Here is a 24,131-nt window from a genome sequence, read left to right on the forward strand (position 1 = left end):
GGACCCCGCCGATGCTCACCGCCGCCCCGCCGCGCGCCGCCCCGCCCGAGACGGGCCCCGACGCCCTCGACCCGCAGGCGATGCGCGAGCCGCTGCCCAACGCCTGGTACTGCGTCGGCCCCGCCGACGGCATCGCCACGAACCGGATGCGGGCGGTCGCCCTCCAGGGGGAGCAGATCGTGCTCGGGCGCGCCAAGGACGGCACCGCCTTCGCCCTGCGCGACCGCTGCCCGCACCGGGGCATGGCCCTGTCCAAGGGCAAATGCGACGGCGAGACCCTGATGTGCCCGTTCCACGGCTGGCGCTTCGGCACGGACGGGCGCTGCCGCGACGTACCGACCCTCTCGACCCACGATTCCGCCGATTTCTCCCGCATCGCCGTGCAGCGCTTCCCCGTGATCGAGAGCGCGGGCTTCCTCTGGGTGAACCCCTATCTCGGGCCGGCCCGGGTCGAGGACGTGCCGGCGGTGCCCGAGCTCGGCTTCGAGGCGGCGGGCTGCCTCGTGCTGGAACTCGAGGTCGAGGCTTCCTTCGACCTGACCACGCTGAGCCTGGTCGATCCCGGCCACGTCGCCTTCGTGCACGACAATTGGTGGTTCCGGGCAAGCAAGGAGCTGCGGGAGAAGGTGAAGACCTTCCAGCCGGTGCCGCACGGCTTCGTCATGACGAGCCACGCCACCACCACCTCCTCGCCGCTCTACCGGTTGCTCGGCGGGGCGCCCGAGGTCGAGATCGAGTTCCGGCTGCCGGGGGTGCGGCTGGAGCGGATCGTGGCCGGCACGAAACGGGTGGCGAACTACACCTTCGCCACGCCGCTCGGCCCGAACCGGACCATGCTCACCAACGCCCTCTACTGGAGCATGCCGGCGCTCAACCTGCTCAAGCCGATCGCCAAGCCGCTGATGCGCCAGTTCCTGACCCAGGACCAGCAGGTGCTCCAGCACGCCCAGAAGGGCCTCGACCGCAAGCCCACCATGGTGCTGCTCGGCCAGGGCGACCTGCCCTCGCAATGGTATTTCCGCCTGAAGCGGGAGGCGCTGGAAGCGGCCCGCGCCGGGCGCCCCTTCGAGAACCCGCTGGAGCGGCAGGAGCTGCGCTGGCGCTCGTGAGGGCGAACCGTCGCGCTTGAACCGCGGCCGCGGCCCGCCATCTGGAACCCTCATGAAACGGCGACGCCTGATCACGGTCGCGAGCGCGGCCACGGTGATGACCCTCGGCGGCGTCGGCTATGCCGCGCACCGGCGCGGCAACAATCCCTATTACCGGGGGCCCGAGAGCGACCATTTCGACGGGGTGCGCTTCCACGCCCCCGGCCAGGCCCCCGACAAGGACCTCTCGGACATCGCCCGCTGGCGCATGACCGCCAAGCGGGAGGCCTGGCCCGAGGCCGCCCCGAGCCCGTTCCCGCCGGACAAGCCGCCGGAACGCTTCGACGGGCTGCGCGTCGTGCTGATCGGGCATGCGAGCTACCTGTTCCAGGTCGCCGGCCGCAACATCCTGGTCGATCCGGTCTTCGCCAAGCGCGCGAGCCCGTTCCGCTTCGCCGGGCCGAAGCGGGCCAACCCGCCGGGCATCGCCTATGCGGACCTGCCGCCGATCGACGCGGTGCTGATCACCCACAACCACTACGACCATCTCGACGGGCCGGGCATGGCCCGGCTCTGGACCGACCATCAGCCGCTGATCGTGGCGCCGCTGGGCAACGACACGATCCTGCGCGGCTACGACGACAGCATGCATGTCGAGGCCCGGGACTGGGGCCAGTCGGTCGATCTCGGCGGCGGCGTCACCGCCCATCTCACCCCCGCCAACCACTGGTCGGCGCGGGGCCTCAACGACCGGCGCATGGCGCTCTGGTGCGCCTATCTGCTCACCACCCCCCGCGGGGTGCATTACCATGTCGGCGATACCGGCCTCGGGGACGGCGCGATCTTCCGCGACCTGCGCGCCACCTTCGGCGCACCCCGCCTCGCCACCCTGCCGATCGGGGCCTACGAGCCGCGCTGGTTCATGCAATCCCACCACATGAACCCGGCCGACGCGGTGGAGGCCCTGCAGCTCCTCGGCGCCGATCAGGCGCTGGGCCACCACTGGGGCACGTTCAAGCTCACCGACGAGGGCATCGAGCGCCCGGCCGAGGCCCTGGGCGAGGCCCTGTCCGCGGCCGGGCTGCCGGCGGAGCGGTTCCTGGCGCTGCGGCCGGGGCAGGTCTGGGTGGGGTAGGGACGGGTTGGGTCAGGGCGGCGCCCCGGCCTCAGCCAGACTCGCTTGCCGCGATCAACGCTGCGACGGCCGCCTTGAGCTTCGGGAGCTCGTCCTCCACCACGCCCCAGATCACCCGATCGGACAGGCCATGGTACTCGTGCCGGAGCACGTTGCCGATGGCCCGCACCTTCGGCCAGGGAATCCCGGGCTGGAGGGCCTGGATCTCCTCAGGAAGCGCGCGGCTGGCCTCGGAGATGATCTCGATCCCGCGCTGCACGCCGTGCCGCAGAAGCCAGTCGCCAGTGTAAGCGTCGAAATCCTTCCCGGCCGTCGCCTGCTCGATCCCCTCGATCGCAACGCGCATGTCCTCGAGGGCATGCCGGAAATCCCGCCGCGCCATCAGAACACGCGCAAGGCCGACCGCTCGATCCTATCGCGCAGGAGGGGATGGAGGCCGTCCCGCGTGGCGAGATCGACATCGACGCCCAGCCGCTCCTCCAAGAGGAGCTTGATGCCGATCAGGTCGAACGCGTTGAAGCGGGATTCCGGGTCGTACTCGATGAACAGATCGAGATCGCTCCCAGGCCTCGCCTCGTCGCACAGGGTCGAACCGAACAGGTAGAGTGAGGTCGCGCCGAGGGCGCGCACCGAGTCCGCATTCGCCTGCAGATTCGCGATGGCCTCGGCCCGTCTCATACGCCGATCATAGCCGAAACCCCCGGGGCGATCACGCCGATTCCGCGGGCGAAGGCCGGCCGCTCACCGCCACCCCCACCGAGGCCGCGATCACGCAGCCCACCGCCAGCCATTGCACCGGCGTCAGTCGCTCGCCGAGGAGCGCCAGGGCGGCCAGGGCGGCGACGGCCGGCTCCAGGCTCATCAGGATGCCGAAGGCCTCCCGGCGCAGGCGCTGCAGGGCGAACATCTCGAGGGAATAGGGCAGGGCGCTCGACAGCACGGCGATGGCGAGCCCGGTCAGCAGGGTGTCCGGGGTGAACAGGGCGCCGCCGCCCTGGGCGAGGCCGACCGGCGCGGCGAGCAGCGCGGCCACGCTCATCCCGAGGGAGACCGCCGGCCCACCCCCGGCCCGGCCGGCCCATTGCCCGAACACGATGTAGAGGCCCCAGGCCACGCCCGCGCCGAGCGCCAGCGCAGCCCCCAGCGGATCGAGGGAGGCCGCCCCGTGTAGCGGCAGCAGCAGGCCGAGCCCCAGCACGGCGAGGCCGATCCAGGCGAGGTCGCGCAGGCGGCGCGAGCCGAACAGGGCCACCGCGAGGGGCCCGGTGAACTCGATCGCCACGGCGATGCCGAGGGGGATCGTGCGCAGGGCGAGGTAGAACAGCAGGTTCATCAGGCCGAGGGCCGCGCCGTAGAGCAGGATCGCCCCCGCCTCCCGCCGCTCCAGGGGCCGCCGCCAGGGCCGCCACAGGGCGAGCAGGATCAGCGCCGAGAAGCCGACGCGCAGGGCGGTGACGCCGGTGGCGCCGATCACCGGGAACAGCCCCTTGGCGAGGGCTGCCCCGCTCTGGATCGAGACCATGCCCGCCACCAGCGCGGCGATGGGCAGGAGCGGCGCAGCGCCCTCCGGACCGGGCGCGCGCACGGCCTAGAGGATGAAGCGGCTGAGATCCGCGTTGGCGGCGAGCCCCTCGACCTGGGCGCGGACATAGGCCGCGTCCACCGTCACGGTCTCGCCGGAGCGGTCGGTGGCGGTGAAGGAGATCTCGTCGATCACCCGCTCCAGCACGGTCTGGAGCCGGCGGGCGCCGATATTCTCCACCGAGCCGTTCACCTCCACCGCCACCCGGGCCAGGGCGTCGACGGCATCCTCGGTGACGACCAGGGTCACGCCCTCGGTCTCCATCAGGGCGACGGTCTGCTTGATCAGGCTCGCCTCCGTCGCGGTGAGGATCTGCTTGAAATCCTCCACGGTGAGCGGCTGCAACTCCACGCGGATCGGCAGGCGGCCCTGCAATTCCGGCAGCAGGTCCGAGGGCTTGGCGACGTGGAAGGCGCCGCTCGCGATGAACAGCACGTGGTCGGTCTTCACCGGCCCGTGCTTGGTCGCGACCGTGGTGCCCTCGATCAGGGGCAGCAGGTCGCGCTGCACGCCCTCGCGGGAGACGTCGGCGCCGGAGCGGCCCTCGCGGGCGGTGATCTTGTCGATCTCGTCGAGGAAGACGATGCCGTTGTCCTCGACCTCGCGGATCGCCTCCTGGATCAGGGAATCGTCGTCGACGAGCTTGTCGGATTCCTCCGCCAGGAGCGGCGCGTAGGCGTCGCGCACGGTGATGCGGCGGGGCTTGCCGCGCTGGCCGCCCAGCGCCTTGCCGAGCATGTCGGAGAGGTTGATGGCCCCCATCGAGGCGCCGGGCATGCCGGGGATCTCGAACATCGGCAGGCCCTGGGGCGAGGCGGAGGCGAGCTCCAGCTCGACCTCCTTGTCGTCGAGCTCGTTGTTGCGCAGCTTCTTGCGGAAGGCGTCGCGGGTAGCCGGGCTCGCCGTCGGCCCGACCAGGGCGTCGAGGATGCGCGCCTCGGCGGCGGCCTCGGCCTTGGCCTTCACCGCCTTGCGCTTCTCCTCGCGCTTGAGGCCGATGCCGACCTCCACGAGGTCGCGCACGATCTGCTCCACGTCGCGGCCGACATAGCCGACCTCGGTGAACTTCGTCGCCTCGACCTTGAGGAAGGGGGCGCCGGCGAGCCGGGCGAGGCGGCGGGCGATCTCGGTCTTGCCGCAGCCGGTCGGCCCGATCATCAGGATGTTCTTGGGCGCCACCTCCTCGCGCAGCGGCCCCTTGAGCTGCTGCCGGCGCCAGCGGTTGCGCAGGGCGATGGCGACGGCGCGCTTGGCATCGTGCTGGCCGACGATGAAGCGGTCGAGCTCGGAAACGATCTCGCGGGGGGAAAAGGTGGTCATCGGGCTCCTTGGCATCCCGCGAAGGCGTTGGGACGATGCGGGGGCGCGCCGCCCGGCTCGGGCCGGCACCGCGGCCGTGTCGAGCCCGATCTAGGCGCCGCGCCGCAAGCTTTAAAGACGTTGCGACCCGCCGGCCACCGCTTCGCCCAGGGCCTGCGCCTGCACGGCGACGGTGCGGGCGACCTGGCGGTGGCGGCGCGTCTGCTCGTCGGGGCCGAGGGTGCCGCCCGCCCGCAGCCGGGCCTTGAGGGCGACGAGCTCCGGGTCGCCCCAGCGGGCGAGCAGCTTCTGGAAGGCGGCGTGCCGCTCCGGCCGGAAGGGGATGGGGGCGCCGCGCCCGTCCCGGGCGGGATGGGGCGGGAACAATGTGCCGCAGGGCACGAGCCCCGGCGGGATCGGCGCGGTGGCCGCGTGGGTCTGCCCCTTCCGTAGCCGCTGCGGCATCAGATAGGCGAGGGGGCCGGGCGCCGCCGCGACCTCCGGGTGCCAGCAGGGCCGGTCGATCTCGATCCGGCCGATCCGGGTCACGAAAACCTGCGGCCGGACGCCCCCTTCGAGCAGAGCGGCGACGGGATGGCCGGGGGCGAAGAGCGGCTGCCCGCATCCGGCCCGGAGGATTGCAAGCGTGTCGGGGTCGGAGGCCCGCAGGCAGACATCGACCGCCCGCTGGCCGAGGCCGAGATCGAACAGGATGCCGTCCCGGTCCCGCGCATGCAGGGCGCCCGCATCGGGGCCGAGCTCGGTCACGGCGCGGCGCTGCCCCATGGCGCAGACCGCCTCCGGCAGGCAGAGGGCGATTGCCTGGCTCCAGCCGGAGGCGAAGGCGGTCTCGTAGGCGAAGGGCCGGAGCCCGGCTTCAGGCTCGAGGCGGAGGCCGGCCCGCGCCGTCGCGAGCCCGATCCCGGGAAGCGCCGCCGCGGCCTCGTCGGGATCGCGCGCGAAGAAGGCGAGCGCCCCGAAGCTGCCGAGCGCCCAGGTCGTCTCGGGATCGGCGAGGCAGGCGCGCAGCAGGGCGTCGACATCCGGATCGGGGGCCATGCGCGCCTCGTCTGGGGTTCGGACGCCCGCCTACACCGTCCCGCCGGCCTTCTGCCGCCGGGTCGGGTGGGTCATCGCCTCGAGTTCCAGAAGCGCGTTGAGCTGCGCCTCGGTGAGCAGGCCCTCCTCCAGCACCAGCTCGGCCACGGCGCGGTTCTCGGCCAGGGCCCGGCGGGCGATGCGGGAGCTCGCTTCGTAGCCGAGCGTCGGGGCCAGGGCGGTGACGAGGCCGACCGAGCCCTGGACGAGGCTGCGGCAGCGCTCCCGGTCGGCCTCGATGCCTTCGACGCAGCGCTTCGTCAGGGTGTCCACCGCCGCGCCGAGCATGCGGATCGAAGAGAGCACGCAATAGCCGATGGTCGGCTCGAAGGCGTTGAGCTGGAGCTGGCCGCCCTCGGCGCAGAGCGTCACCGTGAGGTCGTGGCCGATCACCAGGAAGGCGACCTGGTTGACCACCTCCGGGATCACCGGATTGACCTTGCCGGGCATGATCGAGGAACCCGCCTGCACCGCCGGCAGCCGGATCTCGCCGAACCCCGCCCGCGGCCCCGAGGAGAGCAAACGCAGATCGTTGCAGATCTTCGAGAGCTTGACCGCGACCCGCTTCAGCACGCCGGAGAACAGCACGAAGGCGCCGAGATCCGAGGTCGCCTCGATCAGGTTCGAGGCGAGCACCATCGGCTGGCCGGAGAGGCGCGACAGCTCCTCCACCGCGAGCGCGGCATAGCGCGGATCGGCGTTGATGCCGGTGCCGATGGCGGTGGCGCCGAGATTGACCTCGCGGAACAGGCCGGAAATCTCGTTGAGCCGGGCCACGTCCTCCTTGAGGGTGGCGTGGAAGCCGTCGAATTCCTGGCCGAGCGTCATCGGCACGGCGTCCTGGAGCTGGGTGCGGCCCATCTTCAGCACGTCGGCGAATTCCACCGCCTTGCCCTTGAAGGCGTAGGCGAGGTCGTCGAGGGCCCGCACCAGGCCCTGCGTCGCGAAGATCACCGCGAGGCGGAGCGCCGTCGGATAGGCGTCGTTGGTCGACTGCGCCATGTTGACGTCGTCGTTGGGGTGCAGCGCCTCGTACTGGCCCGGCGCCTTGCCGAGGAGGCCGAGGGCGACGTTGGCGATCACCTCGTTGGCGTTCATGTTGGTCGAGGTGCCCGCGCCGCCCTGGATCGCGTCGACCACGAAGGATTCGGCGAAAGTCTTGTCGGTCGCCACCATCGTGCAGGCGCGCTCGATCGCGTCGGCCTTGACCGGGTCGAGATAGCCGAGGCGCCGGTTGGCCCGGGCCGCGGCCTGCTTCACCAGGGCGAGGGCCCGCACCAGTTCGGGGAAATGCCCCACCGGCACGCCGGTGATCGGGAAGTTCGTCACCGCCCGCTTGGTGTGGATGCCCCAGAGCGCCGCGGCCGGCACGTCGGCATAGCCGAGGAGATCGTGCTCGGAGCGGATCTCCGCCCCCGTCATCTCGACATTGCGGACCGTCGCCACCGCAAGCGGCTCGGACGGAGGTGCTTCGCTGTCCATGCCGTCCTCCCGCGCGGTCGGGCGACCGCCGGAATCGGCCGCCGGGCCCGGCCCGGGCCTAGCGCATCGGACACCACCCCGTCGAGGCGGGTCGGGGCTCAGGCGATCGCCTGCCGCATCCGCCGCCGCAGGCGTTCCGCCAGCTTGAGAGGCCGATCGATCCAGGCGTAGCGGTCGAGGCGATCCTGCAGGGCCACGACCTGCCGCTTGAGGGCGATGCGCTCGATCTCCTCCGGCGTCGGCAGGGCGTCGGCCGGCTTGCGGCCGATCTCCCGCCCGACCCGGATGCGGGCCGGATCGACCACCGGCGCCACCGCCGCACGGAAGTCGCCCGCCTCCATGCCCGCGGGCAGGAAGGGGCGCAGATGGGCGTAGAGGTAGTCGAGATCCTCGGCGAAGCGCGGGAACTTCATCATCACGATCGGCACGTCGTGTTCGAGCAGCCGTTCGAGGAGAAGGTGGAGGCCGTGGGCGAGGATGCGCGCCTGGTCGAGCGGCTCCAGGGAATGGGCCGCCCCGCCGGGCACGGTGCCGAATTCGCGCCAGGGCGCGTCGAGCCGGGCGGTGCCGGGCAGGCCGTAGATGTGGCCGAGCTCCAGGGCGAGCCGGCTCGCCACCGCTTCCTTCAGGTCGCGGATCGGCAGGATCGCCCCGTCGAGGCGCAGGCCGGGATCGGCCAGGAACTGGTCCACGAACTGATAGGCCCAGGGCGACTTGACCACGTAGGGGTGGTCCTTGGGCACCAGCGGGTCGCTCTCCAGGCCCGCCTGCGCGGCCCGGTCATAGCCGGCATGCGGATTGCGTGACAGTTCCGTGTCGAGTCCGCAGGCGGTGAGCACCTCCACCAGGAAGGTCGTCCCGGCCCGGCCGGTGCCGGCGATCAGCAGGTGGTGCCGGGCGCCCGCCACGGGAGGTTGCTGCGATCCCATCCTGATCTCCTCGAAAGCGCGTCGGAGCCGCTGTTGACGTGGGTATTTTTCCCACATAACGAAAGCGTGAGCGAGACGCAAACGCATCGTTCGGTTGTATTTGCGTCTCGCGAACCGTCAAGCATGGCGTGGGGCGGTGATCGGCAGGAGGGAGCCCGGCATGGCAGGATGCGGCTTGGGAACGGATCTGCGACACAACCTGACCTGGCAGAGCCTCCAGCCGCGCGAGGCCCGCTGGGCGCAGCTCGGCCAGAGGCCGGCCATCGCCTGGCTCACCGGCCTGTCGGGCGCGGGCAAGTCGAGCATCGCCGATGCCGTCGACCGGGCGCTCAACCAGGCCGGGCTGCACGGTATGGTGCTCGACGGGGACAACGTCCGATACGGGCTGAACCGCGATCTCGGCTTCTCGGACGCCGACCGGCGCGAGAACATCCGCCGGGTCGCCGAGACCGCCCGGCTGATGGCGGAGGCCGGTCTCTACGTGATCGTGTCCCTGATCTCCCCATTCCGGACCGAGCGGGAGGCCGCGCGGGCCAGCGCCGGCGACATCCCCTTCCTGGAGGTCTTCATCGATACGCCGCTCGGCCTCTGCGAGGCGCGCGACCCGAAGGGGCTCTATGTCCGGGCCCGGGCCGGAGAGATCGCCGGCTTCACCGGCATCTCGGCGCCCTACGAGGCGCCGCTCGCCCCGGACCTGACGATCGCGACGGAGGGCCGGTCGATCCGGGATTCGGCGGCGCCGGTCATCGCCCGCCTCGCCGCCCTATGCCGGCCGGAGCGGGAACGCTGACGGCGAACCGGCCGGTACGGCAATGGCTCTTCCCGTCCCGCGCCCGTGCGGCTACGCTCGGGCCGCAGCGGCGGGGCAGACTCCGCCGCGGGTGCCGAAGAACCGCGACAAGGGCCGAGACGGCACCACATGGACGTCTTCGTACAGCAGCTCATCAACGGGCTCACGCTCGGCTCGATCTACGGGCTGATCGCCATCGGCTACACGATGGTGTTCGGCATCATCGGCATGGTGAACTTCGCCCATGGCGACGTCTTCATGGTGTCGAGCTTCATCGCGCTGATCGCCTTCCTGATCGTCACCGCCTGGCTCGGCATCGCCTCCGTGGCCCTGGCTCTGCTGATCGTGCTCGTCGTGGCGATGGCGCTGACCGCGCTCTGGGGCTGGGCGATCGAACGGGTGGCCTACCGGCCCCTGCGCGGCTCCTTCCGCCTCGCCCCGCTCATCTCGGCCATCGGCGTCTCGATCTTCCTGTCGAACTTCGTGCAGGTGGCCCAGGGCGCCCGCAACAAGCCGACGCCGCCCCTGCTCAACGGCGGCCTGACCCTGTTCGAGCGGGAGGGCTACGCCGTGACCCTCTCCTACAAGCAGATGGCGATCATGACGGTGACCGCGCTCCTGCTCGCCGGCTTCTGGTATCTCGTGCAGCGCACGCCCTTCGGCCGGGCGCAGCGGGCCTGCGAGCAGGACCGCAAGATGGCGGCTCTGCTCGGCATCGACGTGGACCGCACCATCTCCCTCACCTTCGTGCTGGGCGCGGTGCTCGCGGCGGTGGCGGGGGTGCTCTACCTCGTCTATTACGGCGTGGTCTCCTTCTCGGACGGGTTCGTGCCCGGGGTGAAGGCCTTCACCGCGGCGGTGCTCGGCGGCATCGGCTCCCTGCCCGGCGCGGTGCTCGGCGGCCTCATCATCGGCCTCGTCGAGACCTTCTGGTCGGCCTATTTCTCCATCGAGTACAAGGACGTGGCCGCCTTCTCGATCCTCGCCATCGTCCTGATCTTCATGCCCTCGGGCCTGCTCGGCCGGGCCGAGGTCGAGAAGGTCTGAGCCGGTGGCCGCCGCCGCGTCGGAGAACGGCCTGCCGGGCATCCTGAAGGATTGCGCGCTCACGGCGCTGGTCGCCTTCGGGCTCTGCGTGCCGATCGTCAGCTACCGCGCCGATCTCGGGGAGGGCGGCGCCCTCGGCCTGACCCCGCGCTGGGGGCTGGTGGCCGGCCTCTGCGCCGCCCTGTTCGGCCTGCGGCTGCTCCAGCGCCTGGTGCTCCTGCGGCGCGACGCGCGCCGGACGCTCACCCCGAGCCCTTCCCAGGCGACGGAGCCCGTCGACGCCACGCCCCAGGCCGGGCAGCGCCTGCCGCGCCTCGGTCTGCCGCTGTTCCTGGCCGCCGCGCTGCTGATGCCGCCGGCGGTGGTGTTCCTCACCGGCGGCCTCGGCCCCTCCCGCTACTGGATCGACCTCGGCATCCTGATCCTGACCTACGTCATGCTCGGCTGGGGGCTGAACATCGTGGTCGGGCTCGCGGGACTCCTCGACCTCGGCTACGTCGCCTTCTACGCCGTCGGCGCCTATACCTACGCCCTGCTCTCGACGAGCCTCGGCCTGTCCTTCTGGGTCTGCCTGCCGCTGGCCGGCCTGTTCGCGGGGCTCTGGGGCATGATGCTCGGCTTTCCCGTGCTGCGCCTGAGGGGCGACTACCTCGCCATCGTCACCCTGGCCTTCGGCGAGATCATCCGCCTCGTGCTCATCAACTGGGTCGACCTCACCGGCGGGGCGGCGGGAGTGTCCTCGATCCCCCGGGCGACCTTCTTCGGCCTGCCCTTCACCCCGGGGCCGAACGGCTTCGCCGGCACCTTCGGGCTCAAGTTCGACGCGATGCACCGCGTCGTCTTCCTCTACTACCTGATCCTGGCGCTCGCCCTCCTGACTGCCTTCGCGACCCTGCGCCTGCGGCGCCTGCCCATCGGCCGGGCCTGGGAGGCCCTGCGCGAGGACGAGATCGCCTGCCGCTCGCTCGGCATCGACACCACCGCGACCAAGCTCACCGCCTTCGCGCTGGGCGCCATGTTCGGGGGCTTCGCCGGCTCCTTCTTCGCCGTGCGCCAGGGCTTCGTCAGCCCGGAGAGCTTCAACTTCCTGGAGAGCGCCATCATCCTGGCGATCGTGGTGCTCGGCGGCATGGGCAGCCAGATCGGCGTGGCCCTCGCCGCCATCGTCATGGTCGGCGGGCCGGAGCTCCTGCGCAATCTCGGCTTCCTCAAGGCCGTGTTCGGCGAGGGCTTCGACCCCAACGAGTACCGCCTCGTCGTGTTCGGCCTGGCCATGGTCGCCATGATGGTCTGGCGCCCCCGCGGCCTCATCGCCGAGCGGGTGCCGACCGTGGCCCTCAAGGAGCGCAAGGCCATCGCCGGCAGCCTCGTGCGCGAGGGCCACGGCTGATGGCGCCCCCCGACGACGCCGTCCTCGCGGTCGAGCATCTGCGCATGCGCTTCGGCGGGCTGACCGCCGTGGACGACCTCTCCTTCCGCGTCCGGCGGGGGGACATCACCGCGCTGATCGGCCCGAACGGTGCGGGCAAGACCACGGTGTTCAACTGCATCACCGGCTTCTACCGGCCGAGCGAGGGGCGGCTGACCCTGCGCCATCCGGACGGCGCGGCGCATCTGCTGGAGCGGCTGCCGAACCATCAGGTGAACCGGCGGGCCCGGGTGGCGCGCACCTTCCAGAACATCCGCCTGTTTCCCGGCATGACCGTCCTGGAGAACCTGCTCGTCGCCCAGCACGCCCCCCTGATGCGCGCTTCGGGCTTCACCCTGCTCGGCCTCCTCGGCCTCGGCGGCTACCGGGCGGCGGAGGCCGCCGCGATCGCCAAGGCCAGGGACTGGCTCGACCGGATCGGCCTGACCGCCCGGGCCGACGATCCGGCCGGCGACCTGCCCTATGGCGACCAGCGCCGGCTGGAGATCGCCCGGGCCATGTGCACGGACCCGGTCCTGCTCTGCCTCGACGAGCCAGCGGCGGGGCTGAACCCGCGGGAATCCCAGGAGCTGAACGGCCTGCTGCGCCACATCCGCGACGCGCATGCCACCTCCGTGCTCCTGATCGAGCACGACATGGCCGTGGTGATGGCGATCTCCGACCACGTGGTCGTGCTCGATTACGGCCGGAAGATCGCCGACGGCACGCCGGAGGCGATCCGCAACGACCCGCGGGTGATCGCGGCCTATCTCGGGGTCGAGGACGAGGAGGTCGAGCAGGTCGATGCCGAGCTCGGCCTCACCCTGCCCGTCGCGGAGAGGCGGCCATGAGCGTCGCCGGCATCAACGTCCTCGTGGAGGAGACCCGGGCCCGGCAGGCCGCCGCCGCCGAGCCCCTGCTCGCCCTGCGCGGCGTCTCGGCCTCCTATGGCAGCGTCGCCGCCCTGCGCGGGGTCGATCTCGAGGTGCGCGAGGGCGAGATCGTCACCCTGATCGGGGCGAACGGGGCCGGCAAGTCGACCCTGATGATGACGGTGTTCGGCGCCCCGCGCGCCCGCTCCGGCACGATCCGCTTCGCCGGGCAGGACGTGACGCGCCTGCCGACCCACCGCATCGCCCGACTCGGCCTCGCCCAGTCGCCGGAGGGGCGGCGCATCTTCCCGCGCATGAGCGTCTACGAGAACCTGCAGATGGGCGCCGCCCTGCACGAGGGGCGCTTCTTCGCGCAGGATCTGGAGCGGGTCTGCACCCTGTTTCCCCGGCTGAAGGAGCGGCTGCACCAGCGCGGCGGCACCATGTCGGGCGGCGAGCAGCAGATGCTCGCCATCGCCCGCGCCCTGATGAGCCGGCCGCGCCTGCTCATGCTCGACGAGCCCTCCCTCGGCCTCGCCCCCCTCGTGGTGAAGCAGATCTTCTCCGCCATCCGCACCCTCAACCGGCAGGACGGCCTCACCGTCTTCCTGGTGGAGCAGAACGCCTATCACGCCCTCCGCCTCGCCCATCGCGGCTACGTGCTGGTCAACGGGCGCATCACCCTCTCGGGGGAGGGCCGGGCGCTCTTGGAGGATCCGGCGATCAAGGCCGCCTATCTCGAAGGCGGCCACGCCCTGCCGGAGGAGAGCTGAGGCGATGCTCCAGGGAATCCTCTACGAGGAGGACTCGGTCTTCCTGTTCCTGCTCGTCACCGTGGCCATGGGCGGCTGGGCGGCCTGGATGACGGCACGGGCGGTGGCGCTCGGCTGGCGTCCGGCCTGGCAGATCGTGCCGCCGCTGCTCCTGCTCGCCGGAGCCGTGCGCTTCATCCATTTCGCCCTGTTCCAGGGCACGCTGCTCTCCGCCCGCTACTACGCGGCGGATGCCCTGGTGGTGCTCCTCGTCGGGGCATTGGCCTTCCGCGTCACGCGGGTGCAGCAGATGACGGGGCAATATCCCTGGCTCTACGAGCGCCGCGGGCCGCTGGCCTGGCGGGCGAAGGGGCCGGAGGCAACGTGATCGCGCGGGCATCGGCCCCGCGCTTGCTTGGAACGGGGGCATTGAGGGGGATGGGCATGAAGACGTCGCTGCTGGCCGGGCTCGCCCTCGGGCTTCTCCTCGCGGGCTCGGCCCAGGCGCAGGTGAAGATCGGGCTCGCCGCCCCGCTCACCGGCAACAGCGCCGCCTTCGGGGCGCAGTTCCGCAACGGCGCCACCCAGGCGGTCGAGGACATCAACGCCGCCGGCGGCGTGAAGGGCAAGAAGATCGAGCTCTCCATCGGCGACGACGCCTCCGACCCCAAGCAGGGCGTCTCGGTCGCCAACAAGTTCGCCTCGGACGGGGTGACCATGGTGGTCGGCGATTTCAATTCCGGCGTCTCGATCCCCGCCTCCGAGGCCTATGCGGATGCGGGCATCCTCCAGATCACCCCCGGCTCGACCGCGGTGAAGTTCACCGAGCGGGGCCTGTGGAACGTCTTCCGCACCTGCGGCCGCGACGACCAGCAGGGGGCCATCGCCGGCGACTACCTCGCCAGGGCCTTCGCGGGGAAGAAGGTCGCCTTCGTCCACGACAAGACGCCCTACGGCAAGGGCCTCGTCGACGAGACCCTGAAGGCGTTCAAGGCCAAGGGCGGCAAGGAGACGCTGATCGAGGGCATCAACCCGGGCGAGAAGGACTATTCCGCCCTCGTGTCGAAGCTGAAGCAGAACGGCGTCGATGTGGTCTATTTCGGCGGCTACTACACGGAGGCCGGCCTCATCATCCGCCAGATGCGCGACCAGAAGCTCGAAGCGCCCCTGATGGGCGGCGACGGCATGGTCGACAAGGAGCTCGTCGCCATCGCCGGGCCGGCCGCCGAGGGCACCCTCGTCACCTTCACCCCCGACCGAACCCGCAGCGCCGAGGCCAAGGACATCGTCGCCCGCTTCAAGGCCAAGGGCATCAACCCGGAAGCCTATACCCTCTACGCCTATGCCGCGGTCCAGATCCTCAAGGCCGCGGTCGAGGCGACGGGCTCCACCGAGGCCGAGGCGCTGGCCGCCTATCTGCATCAGGGCAAGCCGACCCCGACGGTGATCGGCGAGATCGCCTACGACAAGAAGGGCGACATCACCCGGCCGGACTACGTGATGTATGTCTGGAAGAAGAATGCCAACGGCGTCGTCGACTATGTCGGCAACGAGATCACCCCGTGATCCCGCTGCCGACCCGAGGGCTCAGAAGAAGAGCGTCGTGTTGAGATAGCCGTAGAAGGTGTCTCCGGTATCGGGCGCGTTGGGGGCGTTGCGCAGGAAGTCGCCCTTGATGAGGTAGGCGAGCCCGGTATCGAGGATCATCGTGTCGGGGATGATCCAGTAGCGCACGCGGCCCTCGATCTGCTGGCCGGCGAAGGTGCCGGAGCGGCCCGAGCGGTCACGGATCAGCGTCGCCGCGAAGGTGTCGGTGGCGCTTTCCAGCCAGAGCGGCCGATAGGCGACGAAGAAGTCCCAGACCTTGCTCGGGGTGATCTCGAAGCGCAGGGCGGGCGAGATCATGTTCGCCCGCTGCACCGGGCCGTAGAGGCCGGTCGGGCCGTATTCCCAGCGCCGGGCGCCGTAGAGCGTGTCGAAGCGGTTGTAGCTGTTCGGGTTGGAGCCGTCGCCGCTGGCATGGTCGTAATGCAGGGAGACCCGCGGCTTCCAATCGGCATCGAAGGTGTAGCCGATTTCGGCGTGGACGAAATAGGCCGAGACGTCGAGATCCTTCACGTCGGTCACCGCCGCCGTCTCGCGGGTGAGGCCGGTCTGGTAGATCCCCTCGAGGTCCCAGTCGAATTCGCCCACCCGCGGCAGGCGCGCCAGCCGCATCCCGGGGGTGAACAGGCGCCGGTTGCGGGTCTGCACCGAGCCCGGGCCCGTACCGGAATCCTGCTCGTAGAGGCCGTAGCCGTAGAGTTCGAGGGAGCCGCCGAAGATGCCCGCGAAGGTGTAGGAAGCGCCGAAGAGCTGCAGGTCCGGGCTCTCGCGGTCGAACTCGATCCCGTTGTCGAGGATGCCGGGCACGTCGTCGGGCAGCCGCGTATGCGGCATCGACCAGAGCACGGTGAGCTTGTCCTTGTTCGCGCCCTGCCAATCGAACAGCATGCCGGTATAGGCATTGATGGTGTTGCGGAACTGCTGCCGGGAGACGAGGCGGCGCGAGCCGATGTTCTTGGTGAAGCGGCCGAGCGTCAGGCTGCTCTTCGAGCCTTCGCCGCCGAGATCGCCCAGATCGAAGTTGAGATAGGCCTGGCCCGGTTCGAGGGCGTTGATCTCCGTGGTGGAGGCAGAGGAATTGCGGCGCTGGAAGTAGCCGCGGCTGTCGAACAGCTCCACGCCGATGCGCACCGGATCCTTGACGCCGTATTCCACGTGCAGGGTTGTGAGATACGAGTTCAGGATGTCGTTGCTGGCGAAGGTCGAGGGGCGGAACTGGTTGGCGATGCCTTCCGCCCTCGGGCGGAACGAGCCGCTGATGCGCCAGTTCTCGGGCTCGCCCAGGGCCTTGTAGAGGAAGTTCGGCGGGTTGACCGGGACCGCCGCGAAATAGGGCCCGTCCTGCGCCTTCCTGGCTTTCGCCGTCGCCACCTGCGCCTTGGCGGTCGCCACGTCGGTGGCCGTGGGCGCCGGGCCGCCCTGGGCGAGGGCGGAGCCGATGGGAGCGCCCACGAGGGGAGGGACGAAAGCGCCGGCCAGCAACGACGCGCACACAACCGACCGCTTCACGGCACCGCCTCCTGTTCTTGCACAAACTTCGATCAAGGATGGCTAGAGTTCACTCACCCTGGCCTATCAGCGCAAGGACTGCTGATCTGAATCATGCATTTTGTTGGTATCTTCGAACGTCTTCGCGCCCGCCGCGGCGGTTTTCCACACAGCCAGCAATGCTCATATCAAAATGAAATCAGGGGTTTATATGAGATGCCTCGCCCCTGATCTGCGCATGACCTTTGTCCCCCGGCCGCAACGCCCGGGCGGAATTGTGCAGAGACTTGTCTTTCTCGGGATTAATTTCGAACGTGCCGCCCAGGACGAGCGACGGCTCCCCCGTCGCGTTCGGCGCCGGGGCGGATGACAAGCCGGGGCGCCGGCCTCACTATGGCGCCGCCGCCGCCCGCCGGGCGGCCCAGGGTCGGGAAGCTTCGCCGATGCGCCTCAAGGCCGTGTTCCTGCTCACCGCCCTCGCGGCCGCCTGCGGGCCCACCGGGGCGCAGGAGTTCACCGGCACCCTGAAGAAGGTGAAGGACAGCGGCGCCATCACCCTCGGCTACCGCGATTCCTCGGTGCCGTTCTCCTATCTCGACGGCAACCAGAAGCCGGTCGGCTACACCCTGGAGATCTGCCAGAAGGTGGCGGAGGCGGTGAAGGCGCATCTGAAGCTCGATTCGCTGGCGGTGAAGCTCAATCCCGTCACCTCGGCGACGCGTATGCCGCTCATCGCCAACGGCACCATCGACCTCGAATGCGGCTCGACCACCAACAATGCCGACCGCCAGAAGCAGGCCGCCTTCACCAACACCCACTTCCTCACCGCGACGCGCTTCGTGGCGAAGAAGGACAAGGCGCTGGACAGCTTCGACGGCCTGAAGGGCCGCACCGTGGTCTCGACCTCGGGCACCACCAGCATCCGCCAGATCAACGAGGCCAACACCGCCCGCGGCCTCGGCCTCCGGATCCTGCCGGCCAAGGACCATGCCGAGGCCTTCCTGATGGTCGAGACCGGCCGGGCCGACGCCTTCGTGATGGACGATGTGCTGCTCGCCGCCCTGGTCGCCGGTTCCAAGGCGCCGGAGGCCTACGCGATCTCCTCGGAGGCGCTCTCGAAGCCCGAGCCCTACGGCATCATGCTGCGCAGGGACGACGCGCCCTTCAAGGCGGTGGTCGACGCCGCCACCGCCGCGCTCTACCGGAGCCCGGAGGGGAAGGCGCTCTACGCGAAATGGTTCGAGCAGCCGATCCCGCCCCGGGGCATCAACCTCAAGCTGCCGATGAGCGAGGCCATGCGGAAGGCCTTCGAGACCCCGAGCGACAGCGCCGACCCCGTCGCCTACTGAGCGACGGCCGATGAACTACAGCTGGAACTGGAACGTCTTCTTCGAGCCGAGCCCGGAAGGGGTCGGCTCCTATGCCGACATGCTGCTCTCCGGCCTCGCCTGGACGGTCGCGACCGCGCTCGCCTCCTGGGCGATCGCCTTCACCCTCGGCTCGGTGATCGGGGTGATGCGCACGCTGCCCTCGAAGGCGGCGCGGGCCCTCGGCACGGCCTATGTCGAGCTGTTCCGCAACATCCCCCTGCTGGTGCAGATGTTCCTCTGGTACTTCGTGCTGCCCGAATTGCTGCCGGAGGCGCTCGGCAGCGCGGTGAAGCAAGTGCCGGACGCGCCCTTCTACACGGCGGTGCTCTGCCTCGGCTTCTTCACCGCGGCGCGGGTGGCCGAGCAGGTGCGGGCCGGCATCGAGGCGCTGCCCCGGGGCCAGCGCCTCGCCGGCACGGCCCTGGGGCTCGGCACCGCGCAGACCTACCGCCACGTGCTGCTGCCCAACGCCTACCGCATCATCCTGCCGCCGCTCACCTCCGAGTTCCTGAACAACCTCAAGAACACGTCGGTGGCGCTCACCATCGGCCTGCTCGAACTCACCGCCCGGGCCCGCGCGATGCAGGAATTCTCCTTCCACGTCTTCGAGGCCTTCACCGCGGCGACCCTTCTCTACGTGACGGTCAACCTCGTGGTGATCCTGTGCGCGAGCCGGCTCGAGCGGGCGGTCGCGATCCCCGGGCAGCGCTGATGTTTTCGCAGTTCGATCTCGGCGTGGTCGGGGCCTCGCTGCCCTATCTGTTCGGGCAGGGCATGGTCTTCACCCTGACGCTGACCGCCTTGGCGGCGGGCCTGGGCCTGGTGCTCGGCACGTGGCTCGCGATGCTGCGGCTCTCCGGGCTGCCCGGGCTGCGGCACGTGGCCAAGCTCTATGTCGAGCTGATGCGCTCCCTGCCGCTCGTGCTGGTGATCTTCTGGTTCTACTTCCTGGTGCCCTACCTCGGAGCCTGGGCGACCGGCGCCTCGGAGCCGATCCAGGTCGGCGCCTTCACCAGCGCCCTGATCACGTTCACCCTCTTCGAGGCGGCCTACTTCTCCGAGATCATGCGAGCCGGCCTCCAATCCATCCCGAAGGGCCAGACGGCCGCCGCCCAGGCGCTCGGGCTCGGCTACTGGCAGGTGATGGGCAGCGTGGTCCTGCCCCAGGCCTTCCGCAACATGCTGCCGCTGCTGCTGACCCAGACCATCGTGCTCTTCCAGGACACCTCGCTCGTCTACGTGCTCTCGCTCACCGACTTCCTGGGGGCCGCCGTGAAGGTCGCCCAGCGGGATGGGCGCCTCGTCGAAATGTATCTGTTCGCGGCGCTTACCTATCTCGTGATCTGTCTGGCCGCCTCGCTCCTGGTGCGCCGCCTGCAATCCCACGTCGCGATCATCCGCTGAGGGACGTCATGACCTCCACGCCGATCCCGGCGCCCGGCACGCCGCAGACGCCCGTCCGGGCGACCGACGCCCCCGAGGATGCCGGGCTGCAGGAGGGGCCGCTCGTCGCGCCCCGCCCTGCCAGCGCGGCGCAGATGATCGCCATTGAGGCCGTGTCCAAGTGGTACGGCGACTTCAAGGTGCTCTCCAACTGCACGACGGAGATCGCCCGCGGCGAGGTGGTGGTGGTCTGCGGCCCCTCGGGCTCGGGCAAGTCGACCCTGATCAAGTGCGTGAACGCGCTGGAGCCGTTCCAGGAGGGCCAGATCACCGTCGACGGCACGCGGGTAAAGGACCGGGCCACGAACCTGCCCAAGCTGCGCGCCCGGGTCGGCATGGTGTTCCAGCATTTCGAGCTGTTCCCGCATCTGTCGATCCTCGACAACCTGACGCTCGCCCCGCGCAAGGTGCTGAAGCGCTCGGCCGCGGACGCCGAGAAGCGGGGGCTCGACCTGCTCTCCCGGGTCGGCCTCTCGGCGCATGCGCGGAAATTTCCGGGCCAGCTCTCCGGCGGCCAGCAGCAGCGGGTGGCGATCGCCCGGGCGCTCGCCATGGACCCGGTGGTGATGCTGTTCGACGAGCCGACCTCGGCCCTCGACCCGGAGATGGTCGGCGAGGTGCTCGACGTGATGGTCGAGCTCGCCCGGGACGGCATGACCATGATGGTGGTGACCCACGAGATGGGCTTCGCCCGCAAGGTCGCCGACCGGGTGATCTTCATGGACCAGGGTGAGATCGTGGAGGACACGAGCAAGGACGCCTTCTTCGACGAGCCCCGCAGCCTCCGCGCCCAGGCCTTCCTATCGAAGATCCTGTCGCATTGAGGGGGCAGGGGCCGATGAGGCCGCTGACCGGCCTCTCCGCCTTTCCGTCCACCCCGGCCGATCCGCAAAGCACGGATGCCGCGGAGGCGCATCGCCTCGACGCCAGACTGCAGCCGCGATCACGGGGTTGTGCCGGGCGGCCCCGCCACGGCCGATCCTGTCGCCCATCCCCACCCGCCGCTTTGCTGACGGGGCTTCGGCTGGCCTGAGCGGCCTGCCTCAGCGCAGCGGCGCGGACAGGATCTCCATCAGGTCCCAGCGGTCCTTCCGCAGGGAGCGGACATCGGCAATCTTCCAGAGGCCGCCCTCGCGCAGGAGGCTGTAACGCAACTCCTGCGGGCTGCCGTTGCGGAAGGTGGCCTGCACCTCGGCCCGGTCGGCCTCCACCGCGAGCGGCGTGAGCGTCAGGCTCTTGGAAAAGCCCGGCTCCGTGTCCTGGCCGTTGACGTGGAAGGCGAAGCCGAGGCGCCCGACCTCGCCTTTCGCCTCGCGCTGGTCGCGCTCGAACAGGCGGCGCAGACCCTTGGCGTAGAAGCGGACGGCATTGATATCGTCCTTGGCGTAGAAGGCGCGCACCGTCTCGACGGGATCGGTCGCCGATTGCGCCCGCGCGCTCCCGGCGGAGAGCGCCAGGACAAGGGCGATGAGAGCGGTGCGCATGGCCTCGCTCAGGCGGCCTCGGCCGGGGCGCCGCCGGCCTCCGTCTTGAGCCAGGCGGCACCGCAGGCCTTGGCGAGCTCGCGCACCCGCAGGATGTAGCTCTGCCGTTCGGTCACCGAGATCACGCCGCGCGCATCGAGCAGGTTGAAGACGTGGCTCGCCTTAATGCACTGGTCGTAAGCCGGCTGCACCATGCGGTGGCGCCCGCCTTCCGTGGCCGGAGCACCGGCATCCAGATAGGAGCGGCAGGCCTTTTCCGCGTCGGCGAAGTGCCGAAACAGCATCGCCGTGTCGGCGGCCTCGAAGTTGTGGCGCGAATATTCCTGCTCGGCCTGCAGGAAGACGTCGCCGTAAGTGACCTTCGCGTCGCCTTCGCCGCCGTTGAAATTGAGGTCGTAGACGTTCTCGACGCCCTGCACGTACATGGCGAGCCGTTCGAGGCCGTAGGTCAGCTCGCCGGCGACCGGCGCGCATTCGAAGCCGGCCACCTGCTGGAAATAGGTGAACTGGCTCACCTCCATCCCGTCGCACCAGCATTCCCAACCGAGGCCCCAGGCGCCCAGCGTTGGGCTCTCCCAGTCGTCCTCGACGAAGCGGATGTCGTGGAGCTTGAGGTCGACGCCGATCGCGGCGAGCGATTCGAGGTAGAGCCCCTGAAGGTTCGGCGGGTTCGGCTTCAGAATGACCTGGAACTGGTAATAATGCTGCAGCCGGTTCGGGTTCTCGCCGTAGCGGCCGTCCTTCGGGCGCCGCGACGGCTGAACATAGGCCGCGTTCCAGGGCTTCGGCCCGAGCGCCCGCAGCGTCGTGGCCGGATGGAAGGTGCCGGCGCCGACCTCCATATCGTAGGGCTGCAGGATCACGCAGCCCTTGCCCGCCCAGAAGCGCTGCAGGGTCAGGATCAGGCCCTGGAACGAGCGTGTGGGCGAGAGATCGACGTCGCTCGACATGGAGATTCCGACAGCGGGAAGAAGGGTCGCGCGACCGTTTAGAGCCCCCGCCGTCGAAGGGGAAGCCGCTTGAATGACGGAGGCCGCGGGGCGTCGCACGGGGGATGGAAACCGCCCCGGTGCGCGCCCGCACACATTTCTGCCACGATTCCTTTAAGCCGGGGAACCGTGAAGCTTACGGCCAAGTTGTTTCGACAATTCAGGGTCGTGGGCCGCCCCATCGGGCGGATCAGAACAGCGGCAGCCAAGTCATGCGCAAGGGATTTACCGTTTTCGCCGCGGCCATCGCCGCCTCTCTCGTCGCCACGCCAATGGTGATCTCGGCGTCCAACGCCCTCGCCACCGCGGACACGACCGGCACGGTCGCCGCCACCGTGGCGGTCACCCCGGTCGAGGTCGCGCCGGTCCAGGCCGCCCCCGCCGCCTCACTTCCCGGCGCGCAGGATTGCCGCCGCAAGGTGCGCGTCGTCTATACCGGCTATGGCAGCGTGCCCGCGGCCTGCGTGGCGAGCGCACAGTAAGCGGCGCGCCGCCTCAGGGCAGGGGCGCGCGCAGGGCCGGGGCCAGCACGTAGCCGTGCGGGATGCGGCGCTTGCCGATGAAGCCACCCGCCGAGGCGTCGTGGTAATAGTCGAAGCCCGTCATGCCGAAGGCGCCGCCATTCATGACCTGCGGCACGGGGATGGCGCCAAGCGCATGCACGTCTTCGCCGTTGCGGCCGACGGAGCCGCGACGGAACTGGCTTGGATAGGGATCGAGCTCGATCACCTGCGGGCCGCGCCCGCCCGCCTCGAAGATGCGCTGCTTAGTGCCCTCGGTCTCCGCCACGGCCGCGGTGACCGACAGGGCGGCGAGGGCACCCGCGAGGGCGGCGAGACGGCGTGAGGTCACCACGGGCGGACTCCGGCTGGGCGAGGGAACGGCCGAGGCTGGCCGCTCAACCCTTGGACTGTAGCACGGTGCGGCGCTCGCGCAGCCGCTCCTCGCAATTCGTGTCGAACATCTTCGCAACGATCGGCGAAGGTCGTGAATCGCAGACAAACGCCTCGTCCGGGGACGGGGCGGGAATCGGATCGCGGGCGACGATCGGATGGGGCGCGCAGGCCCCGGCGCTCCCGGCAAGGCCGAGGAGAACGATCAGCTTCGGGAGGCGCATCGGTCTTCGGCCACGTCTCTACGGGGGCGGCGGCGAGGGTCGCACCGCTCCATGGCCGGCGAAACTGCGGACCCGTGGCCACGCTGGCAAGCGGTCCGCGGCTGCAACGGCCGGTTTAGGCGTCCCCTGTCGCCCGCCCGCAACAACGGCCGCCTTCGCCGCAGGCGAGCGACCGAACCCGGGCCCGCACACGTGGTTGGCCCATCGAGGCATCGTCCGGAGAGACGCGCAGCGTCCCGATGGAGCCCAAGACACCGAGGGAGCCGCCCATGGCCCAGCAGATCCCCGTCGCCCCGGATGCCCGCGCCGATGCCGTTGAGGCGGGCAGCGACGCAGCCCATGCGATCACCGAGGACCTCGCCTATCGCCGGCTCGGCATTGTCAATGTCGTCTTCGTCGGGCCGCCCGGCGCGGGCGACCGCGGCTGGGTGCTGGTCGATGCGGGCCCGCCCGGCACCGCCACGGCGATCCGCGACACGGCCGGCGCCCGATTCGGCACGGGCGCGCGCCCCGCGGCGATCCTGCTCACCCATGGCCATTTCAACCATGTCGGCGTGCTGGAGGATCTGGCCCGCGAGGGGACGCCCCGGTCTACGCCCGCGGGCTGGAAACACCCTATCTCGACGGCAGCGCGGCCTATCCGCCGGCGGATCCGAGCGTCGGCGGCGGCCTGATGGCGCGGATCTCTCCACTCTATCCCACGCGCCCCGTTGACGTGTCCGAGCACCTCCAGTTGCTGCCGGAAGGCAAAGCCGTCCCGCCCCTGCCGGGCTGACGCTGGATCCCCCCCGGCCACGCCCCGGCCCATGTCTCCCTGTGGCGGGAGAGAGACCGCACGCGGATCGTCGGGAACGCCTTCGTCACCACGGCCCAGGAATCGGCCTATGCCGTCGCCACGCGGGCACTGGAACTGCACGGCCCGCCCACGTATCTTGACGCTCGACTGGGATGCGGCCGGCGCTTCCGTGCGCTTCCTCGCCAGCCTGAAACCCGAGCGCGCGATCACCGGGCACGGCCGACCCCTACACGGACCGGACCTGCAGCGTGCCCTCGATGCCCTGGCCCAGGACTTCGAGCGCGTCGCCGCTCCCGAACGGGGCCGCTATGTCGAGCGACCCGCCCGGGCGGCGGACGGCTCGGCCTAACGGGAGGC

26 protein-coding genes and 1 pseudogene are annotated in these 24,131 nt (G+C 70.3%); 15 read left to right on the plus strand and 12 right to left on the minus strand.

Going from position 1 to position 24,131, the window contains the following annotated elements:
* Window positions 1–11: 11 nt before the first annotated feature.
* Window positions 12–1,109, plus strand: a complete 1,098-nt coding sequence (locus MFF21_RS20265) for a Rieske 2Fe-2S domain-containing protein (protein WP_238313417.1) — start codon at window positions 12–14, stop codon at window positions 1,107–1,109.
* 52 nt (window positions 1,110–1,161) lie between these two features.
* Window positions 1,162–2,223, plus strand: a complete 1,062-nt coding sequence (locus MFF21_RS20270; protein WP_238313418.1) for an MBL fold metallo-hydrolase — start codon at window positions 1,162–1,164, stop codon at window positions 2,221–2,223.
* A 31-nt stretch (window positions 2,224–2,254) separates the two neighbouring features.
* On the opposite strand, the gene MFF21_RS20275 is transcribed toward MFF21_RS20270, so the two are convergent.
* The 7 genes from MFF21_RS20275 to MFF21_RS20305 all read right to left on the minus strand — a co-directional run bounded on the left by MFF21_RS20275 (window position 2,255) and on the right by MFF21_RS20305 (window position 8,613).
* Window positions 2,255–2,605: a HepT-like ribonuclease domain-containing protein gene (locus tag MFF21_RS20275; protein WP_238313420.1), complete on the minus strand. Its 351-nt coding sequence runs from the start codon at window positions 2,603–2,605 to the stop codon at window positions 2,255–2,257.
* Window positions 2,605–2,901: a nucleotidyltransferase family protein gene (locus MFF21_RS20280; protein ID WP_238313422.1), complete on the minus strand. Its 297-nt coding sequence runs from the start codon at window positions 2,899–2,901 to the stop codon at window positions 2,605–2,607. The genes MFF21_RS20275 and MFF21_RS20280 overlap by 1 nt, the downstream gene beginning before the upstream one ends.
* A gap of 31 nt (window positions 2,902–2,932) precedes the next feature.
* A complete protein-coding gene (locus MFF21_RS20285) occupies window positions 2,933–3,745 on the minus strand; it encodes an EamA family transporter (RefSeq protein ID WP_238313648.1) in 813 nt (270 codons plus the stop codon).
* A gap of 66 nt (window positions 3,746–3,811) precedes the next feature.
* Complete coding sequence (gene hslU / locus MFF21_RS20290) at window positions 3,812–5,125, minus strand: ATP-dependent protease ATPase subunit HslU (RefSeq protein ID WP_238313424.1); 1,314 nt, start codon at window positions 5,123–5,125, stop codon at window positions 3,812–3,814.
* Between the two features lie 111 nt (window positions 5,126–5,236).
* Window positions 5,237–6,163: a DUF6925 family protein gene (locus MFF21_RS20295; RefSeq protein ID WP_238313426.1), complete on the minus strand. Its 927-nt coding sequence runs from the start codon at window positions 6,161–6,163 to the stop codon at window positions 5,237–5,239.
* Window positions 6,164–6,193: 30 nt separating this feature from the next.
* Window positions 6,194–7,684: an aspartate ammonia-lyase gene (locus tag MFF21_RS20300; RefSeq protein ID WP_238313428.1), complete on the minus strand. Its 1,491-nt coding sequence runs from the start codon at window positions 7,682–7,684 to the stop codon at window positions 6,194–6,196.
* A gap of 98 nt (window positions 7,685–7,782) precedes the next feature.
* On the minus strand, window positions 7,783–8,613 hold the full coding sequence (locus MFF21_RS20305) for a hypothetical protein (RefSeq protein ID WP_238313430.1): 831 nt from the start codon (window positions 8,611–8,613) through the stop codon (window positions 7,783–7,785).
* A 160-nt stretch (window positions 8,614–8,773) separates the two neighbouring features.
* Between MFF21_RS20305 and cysC the strand changes: the two genes are divergently transcribed.
* The 7 genes from cysC (at window position 8,774) to MFF21_RS20340 (ending at window position 15,048) form a co-directional block, all read left to right on the plus strand.
* Window positions 8,774–9,403, plus strand: a complete 630-nt coding sequence (gene cysC, locus MFF21_RS20310; protein ID WP_238313432.1) for an adenylyl-sulfate kinase — start codon at window positions 8,774–8,776, stop codon at window positions 9,401–9,403.
* 129 nt (window positions 9,404–9,532) lie between these two features.
* Window positions 9,533–10,450 (plus strand): branched-chain amino acid ABC transporter permease, encoded by a 918-nt coding sequence (locus MFF21_RS20315; RefSeq protein ID WP_238313433.1) that lies wholly within the window; start codon window positions 9,533–9,535, stop codon window positions 10,448–10,450.
* Between the two features lie 4 nt (window positions 10,451–10,454).
* A complete protein-coding gene (gene livM / locus MFF21_RS20320) occupies window positions 10,455–11,840 on the plus strand; it encodes a high-affinity branched-chain amino acid ABC transporter permease LivM (RefSeq protein WP_238313435.1) in 1,386 nt (461 codons plus the stop codon).
* Complete coding sequence (locus tag MFF21_RS20325; RefSeq protein ID WP_238313438.1) at window positions 11,840–12,709, plus strand: ABC transporter ATP-binding protein; 870 nt, start codon at window positions 11,840–11,842, stop codon at window positions 12,707–12,709. The genes livM and MFF21_RS20325 overlap by 1 nt, the downstream gene beginning before the upstream one ends.
* Window positions 12,706–13,503, plus strand: coding sequence for an ABC transporter ATP-binding protein (locus MFF21_RS20330; protein ID WP_238313440.1), 798 nt, complete (start codon window positions 12,706–12,708; stop codon window positions 13,501–13,503). Before MFF21_RS20325 ends, MFF21_RS20330 begins: the two co-directional genes overlap by 4 nt.
* 4 nt (window positions 13,504–13,507) lie before the next feature.
* Window positions 13,508–13,870 carry a DUF6867 family protein gene (locus tag MFF21_RS20335; RefSeq protein WP_238313442.1) on the plus strand — a complete coding sequence of 121 codons (363 nt, stop codon included), beginning with the start codon at window positions 13,508–13,510 and terminating at the stop codon, window positions 13,868–13,870.
* A 56-nt stretch (window positions 13,871–13,926) separates the two neighbouring features.
* Window positions 13,927–15,048 carry a branched-chain amino acid ABC transporter substrate-binding protein gene (locus MFF21_RS20340; RefSeq protein ID WP_238313444.1) on the plus strand — a complete coding sequence of 374 codons (1,122 nt, stop codon included), beginning with the start codon at window positions 13,927–13,929 and terminating at the stop codon, window positions 15,046–15,048.
* Window positions 15,049–15,069: 21 nt separating this feature from the next.
* Here MFF21_RS20340 and MFF21_RS20345 read toward each other — a convergent pair whose 3' ends face one another.
* Window positions 15,070–16,596: an alginate export family protein gene (locus MFF21_RS20345; protein WP_238313446.1), complete on the minus strand. Its 1,527-nt coding sequence runs from the start codon at window positions 16,594–16,596 to the stop codon at window positions 15,070–15,072.
* Window positions 16,597–17,018: 422 nt separating this feature from the next.
* Here MFF21_RS20345 and MFF21_RS20350 point away from each other — a divergent pair, with 422 nt between their 5' ends.
* From MFF21_RS20350 to MFF21_RS20365, 4 genes are all read left to right on the plus strand, one after another.
* Window positions 17,019–17,924, plus strand: a complete 906-nt coding sequence (locus tag MFF21_RS20350; protein ID WP_238313448.1) for an amino acid ABC transporter substrate-binding protein — start codon at window positions 17,019–17,021, stop codon at window positions 17,922–17,924.
* Window positions 17,925–17,934: 10 nt separating this feature from the next.
* On the plus strand, window positions 17,935–18,657 hold the full coding sequence (locus tag MFF21_RS20355; RefSeq protein ID WP_238313450.1) for an amino acid ABC transporter permease: 723 nt from the start codon (window positions 17,935–17,937) through the stop codon (window positions 18,655–18,657).
* Window positions 18,657–19,349 carry an amino acid ABC transporter permease gene (locus tag MFF21_RS20360; protein ID WP_238313451.1) on the plus strand — a complete coding sequence of 231 codons (693 nt, stop codon included), beginning with the start codon at window positions 18,657–18,659 and terminating at the stop codon, window positions 19,347–19,349. The genes MFF21_RS20355 and MFF21_RS20360 overlap by 1 nt, the downstream gene beginning before the upstream one ends.
* A gap of 134 nt (window positions 19,350–19,483) precedes the next feature.
* Window positions 19,484–20,212, plus strand: coding sequence for an amino acid ABC transporter ATP-binding protein (locus MFF21_RS20365; RefSeq protein ID WP_238313650.1), 729 nt, complete (start codon window positions 19,484–19,486; stop codon window positions 20,210–20,212).
* 219 nt (window positions 20,213–20,431) lie between these two features.
* On the opposite strand, the gene MFF21_RS20370 is transcribed toward MFF21_RS20365, so the two are convergent.
* Window positions 20,432–20,872, minus strand: a complete 441-nt coding sequence (locus tag MFF21_RS20370) for a DUF3828 domain-containing protein (protein ID WP_238313452.1) — start codon at window positions 20,870–20,872, stop codon at window positions 20,432–20,434.
* Window positions 20,873–20,880: 8 nt separating this feature from the next.
* On the minus strand, window positions 20,881–21,822 hold the full coding sequence (locus MFF21_RS20375) for a glycine--tRNA ligase subunit alpha (protein ID WP_238313453.1): 942 nt from the start codon (window positions 21,820–21,822) through the stop codon (window positions 20,881–20,883).
* 251 nt (window positions 21,823–22,073) lie between these two features.
* On the opposite strand from MFF21_RS20375, the gene MFF21_RS20380 reads away from it, so the two are divergent.
* The gene (locus MFF21_RS20380; protein WP_238313454.1) at window positions 22,074–22,343 is read left to right on the plus strand and encodes a hypothetical protein; all 270 of its coding nucleotides are present in this window, start codon (window positions 22,074–22,076) and stop codon (window positions 22,341–22,343) included.
* A 13-nt stretch (window positions 22,344–22,356) separates the two neighbouring features.
* On the opposite strand, the gene MFF21_RS20385 is transcribed toward MFF21_RS20380, so the two are convergent.
* Together MFF21_RS20385 and MFF21_RS20390 are read right to left on the minus strand one after the other, a co-directional pair.
* Entirely contained in the window at window positions 22,357–22,713 is a 357-nt protein-coding gene (locus MFF21_RS20385; RefSeq protein ID WP_238313455.1) for a hypothetical protein, read from the minus strand.
* Between the two features lie 46 nt (window positions 22,714–22,759).
* Window positions 22,760–22,978, minus strand: a complete 219-nt coding sequence (locus MFF21_RS20390) for a hypothetical protein (RefSeq protein ID WP_238313457.1) — start codon at window positions 22,976–22,978, stop codon at window positions 22,760–22,762.
* Window positions 22,979–23,247: 269 nt separating this feature from the next.
* On the opposite strand from MFF21_RS20390, the pseudogene MFF21_RS20395 reads away from it, so the two are divergent.
* Window positions 23,248–24,123 (plus strand): annotated as a pseudogene (locus MFF21_RS20395) (MBL fold metallo-hydrolase).
* The last annotated feature ends 8 nt before the right edge of the window (window positions 24,124–24,131 follow it).

The organism is Methylobacterium organophilum, from assembly GCF_022179465.1.
In the GTDB taxonomy this organism is placed as follows: domain Bacteria; phylum Pseudomonadota; class Alphaproteobacteria; order Rhizobiales; family Beijerinckiaceae; genus Methylobacterium; species Methylobacterium organophilum.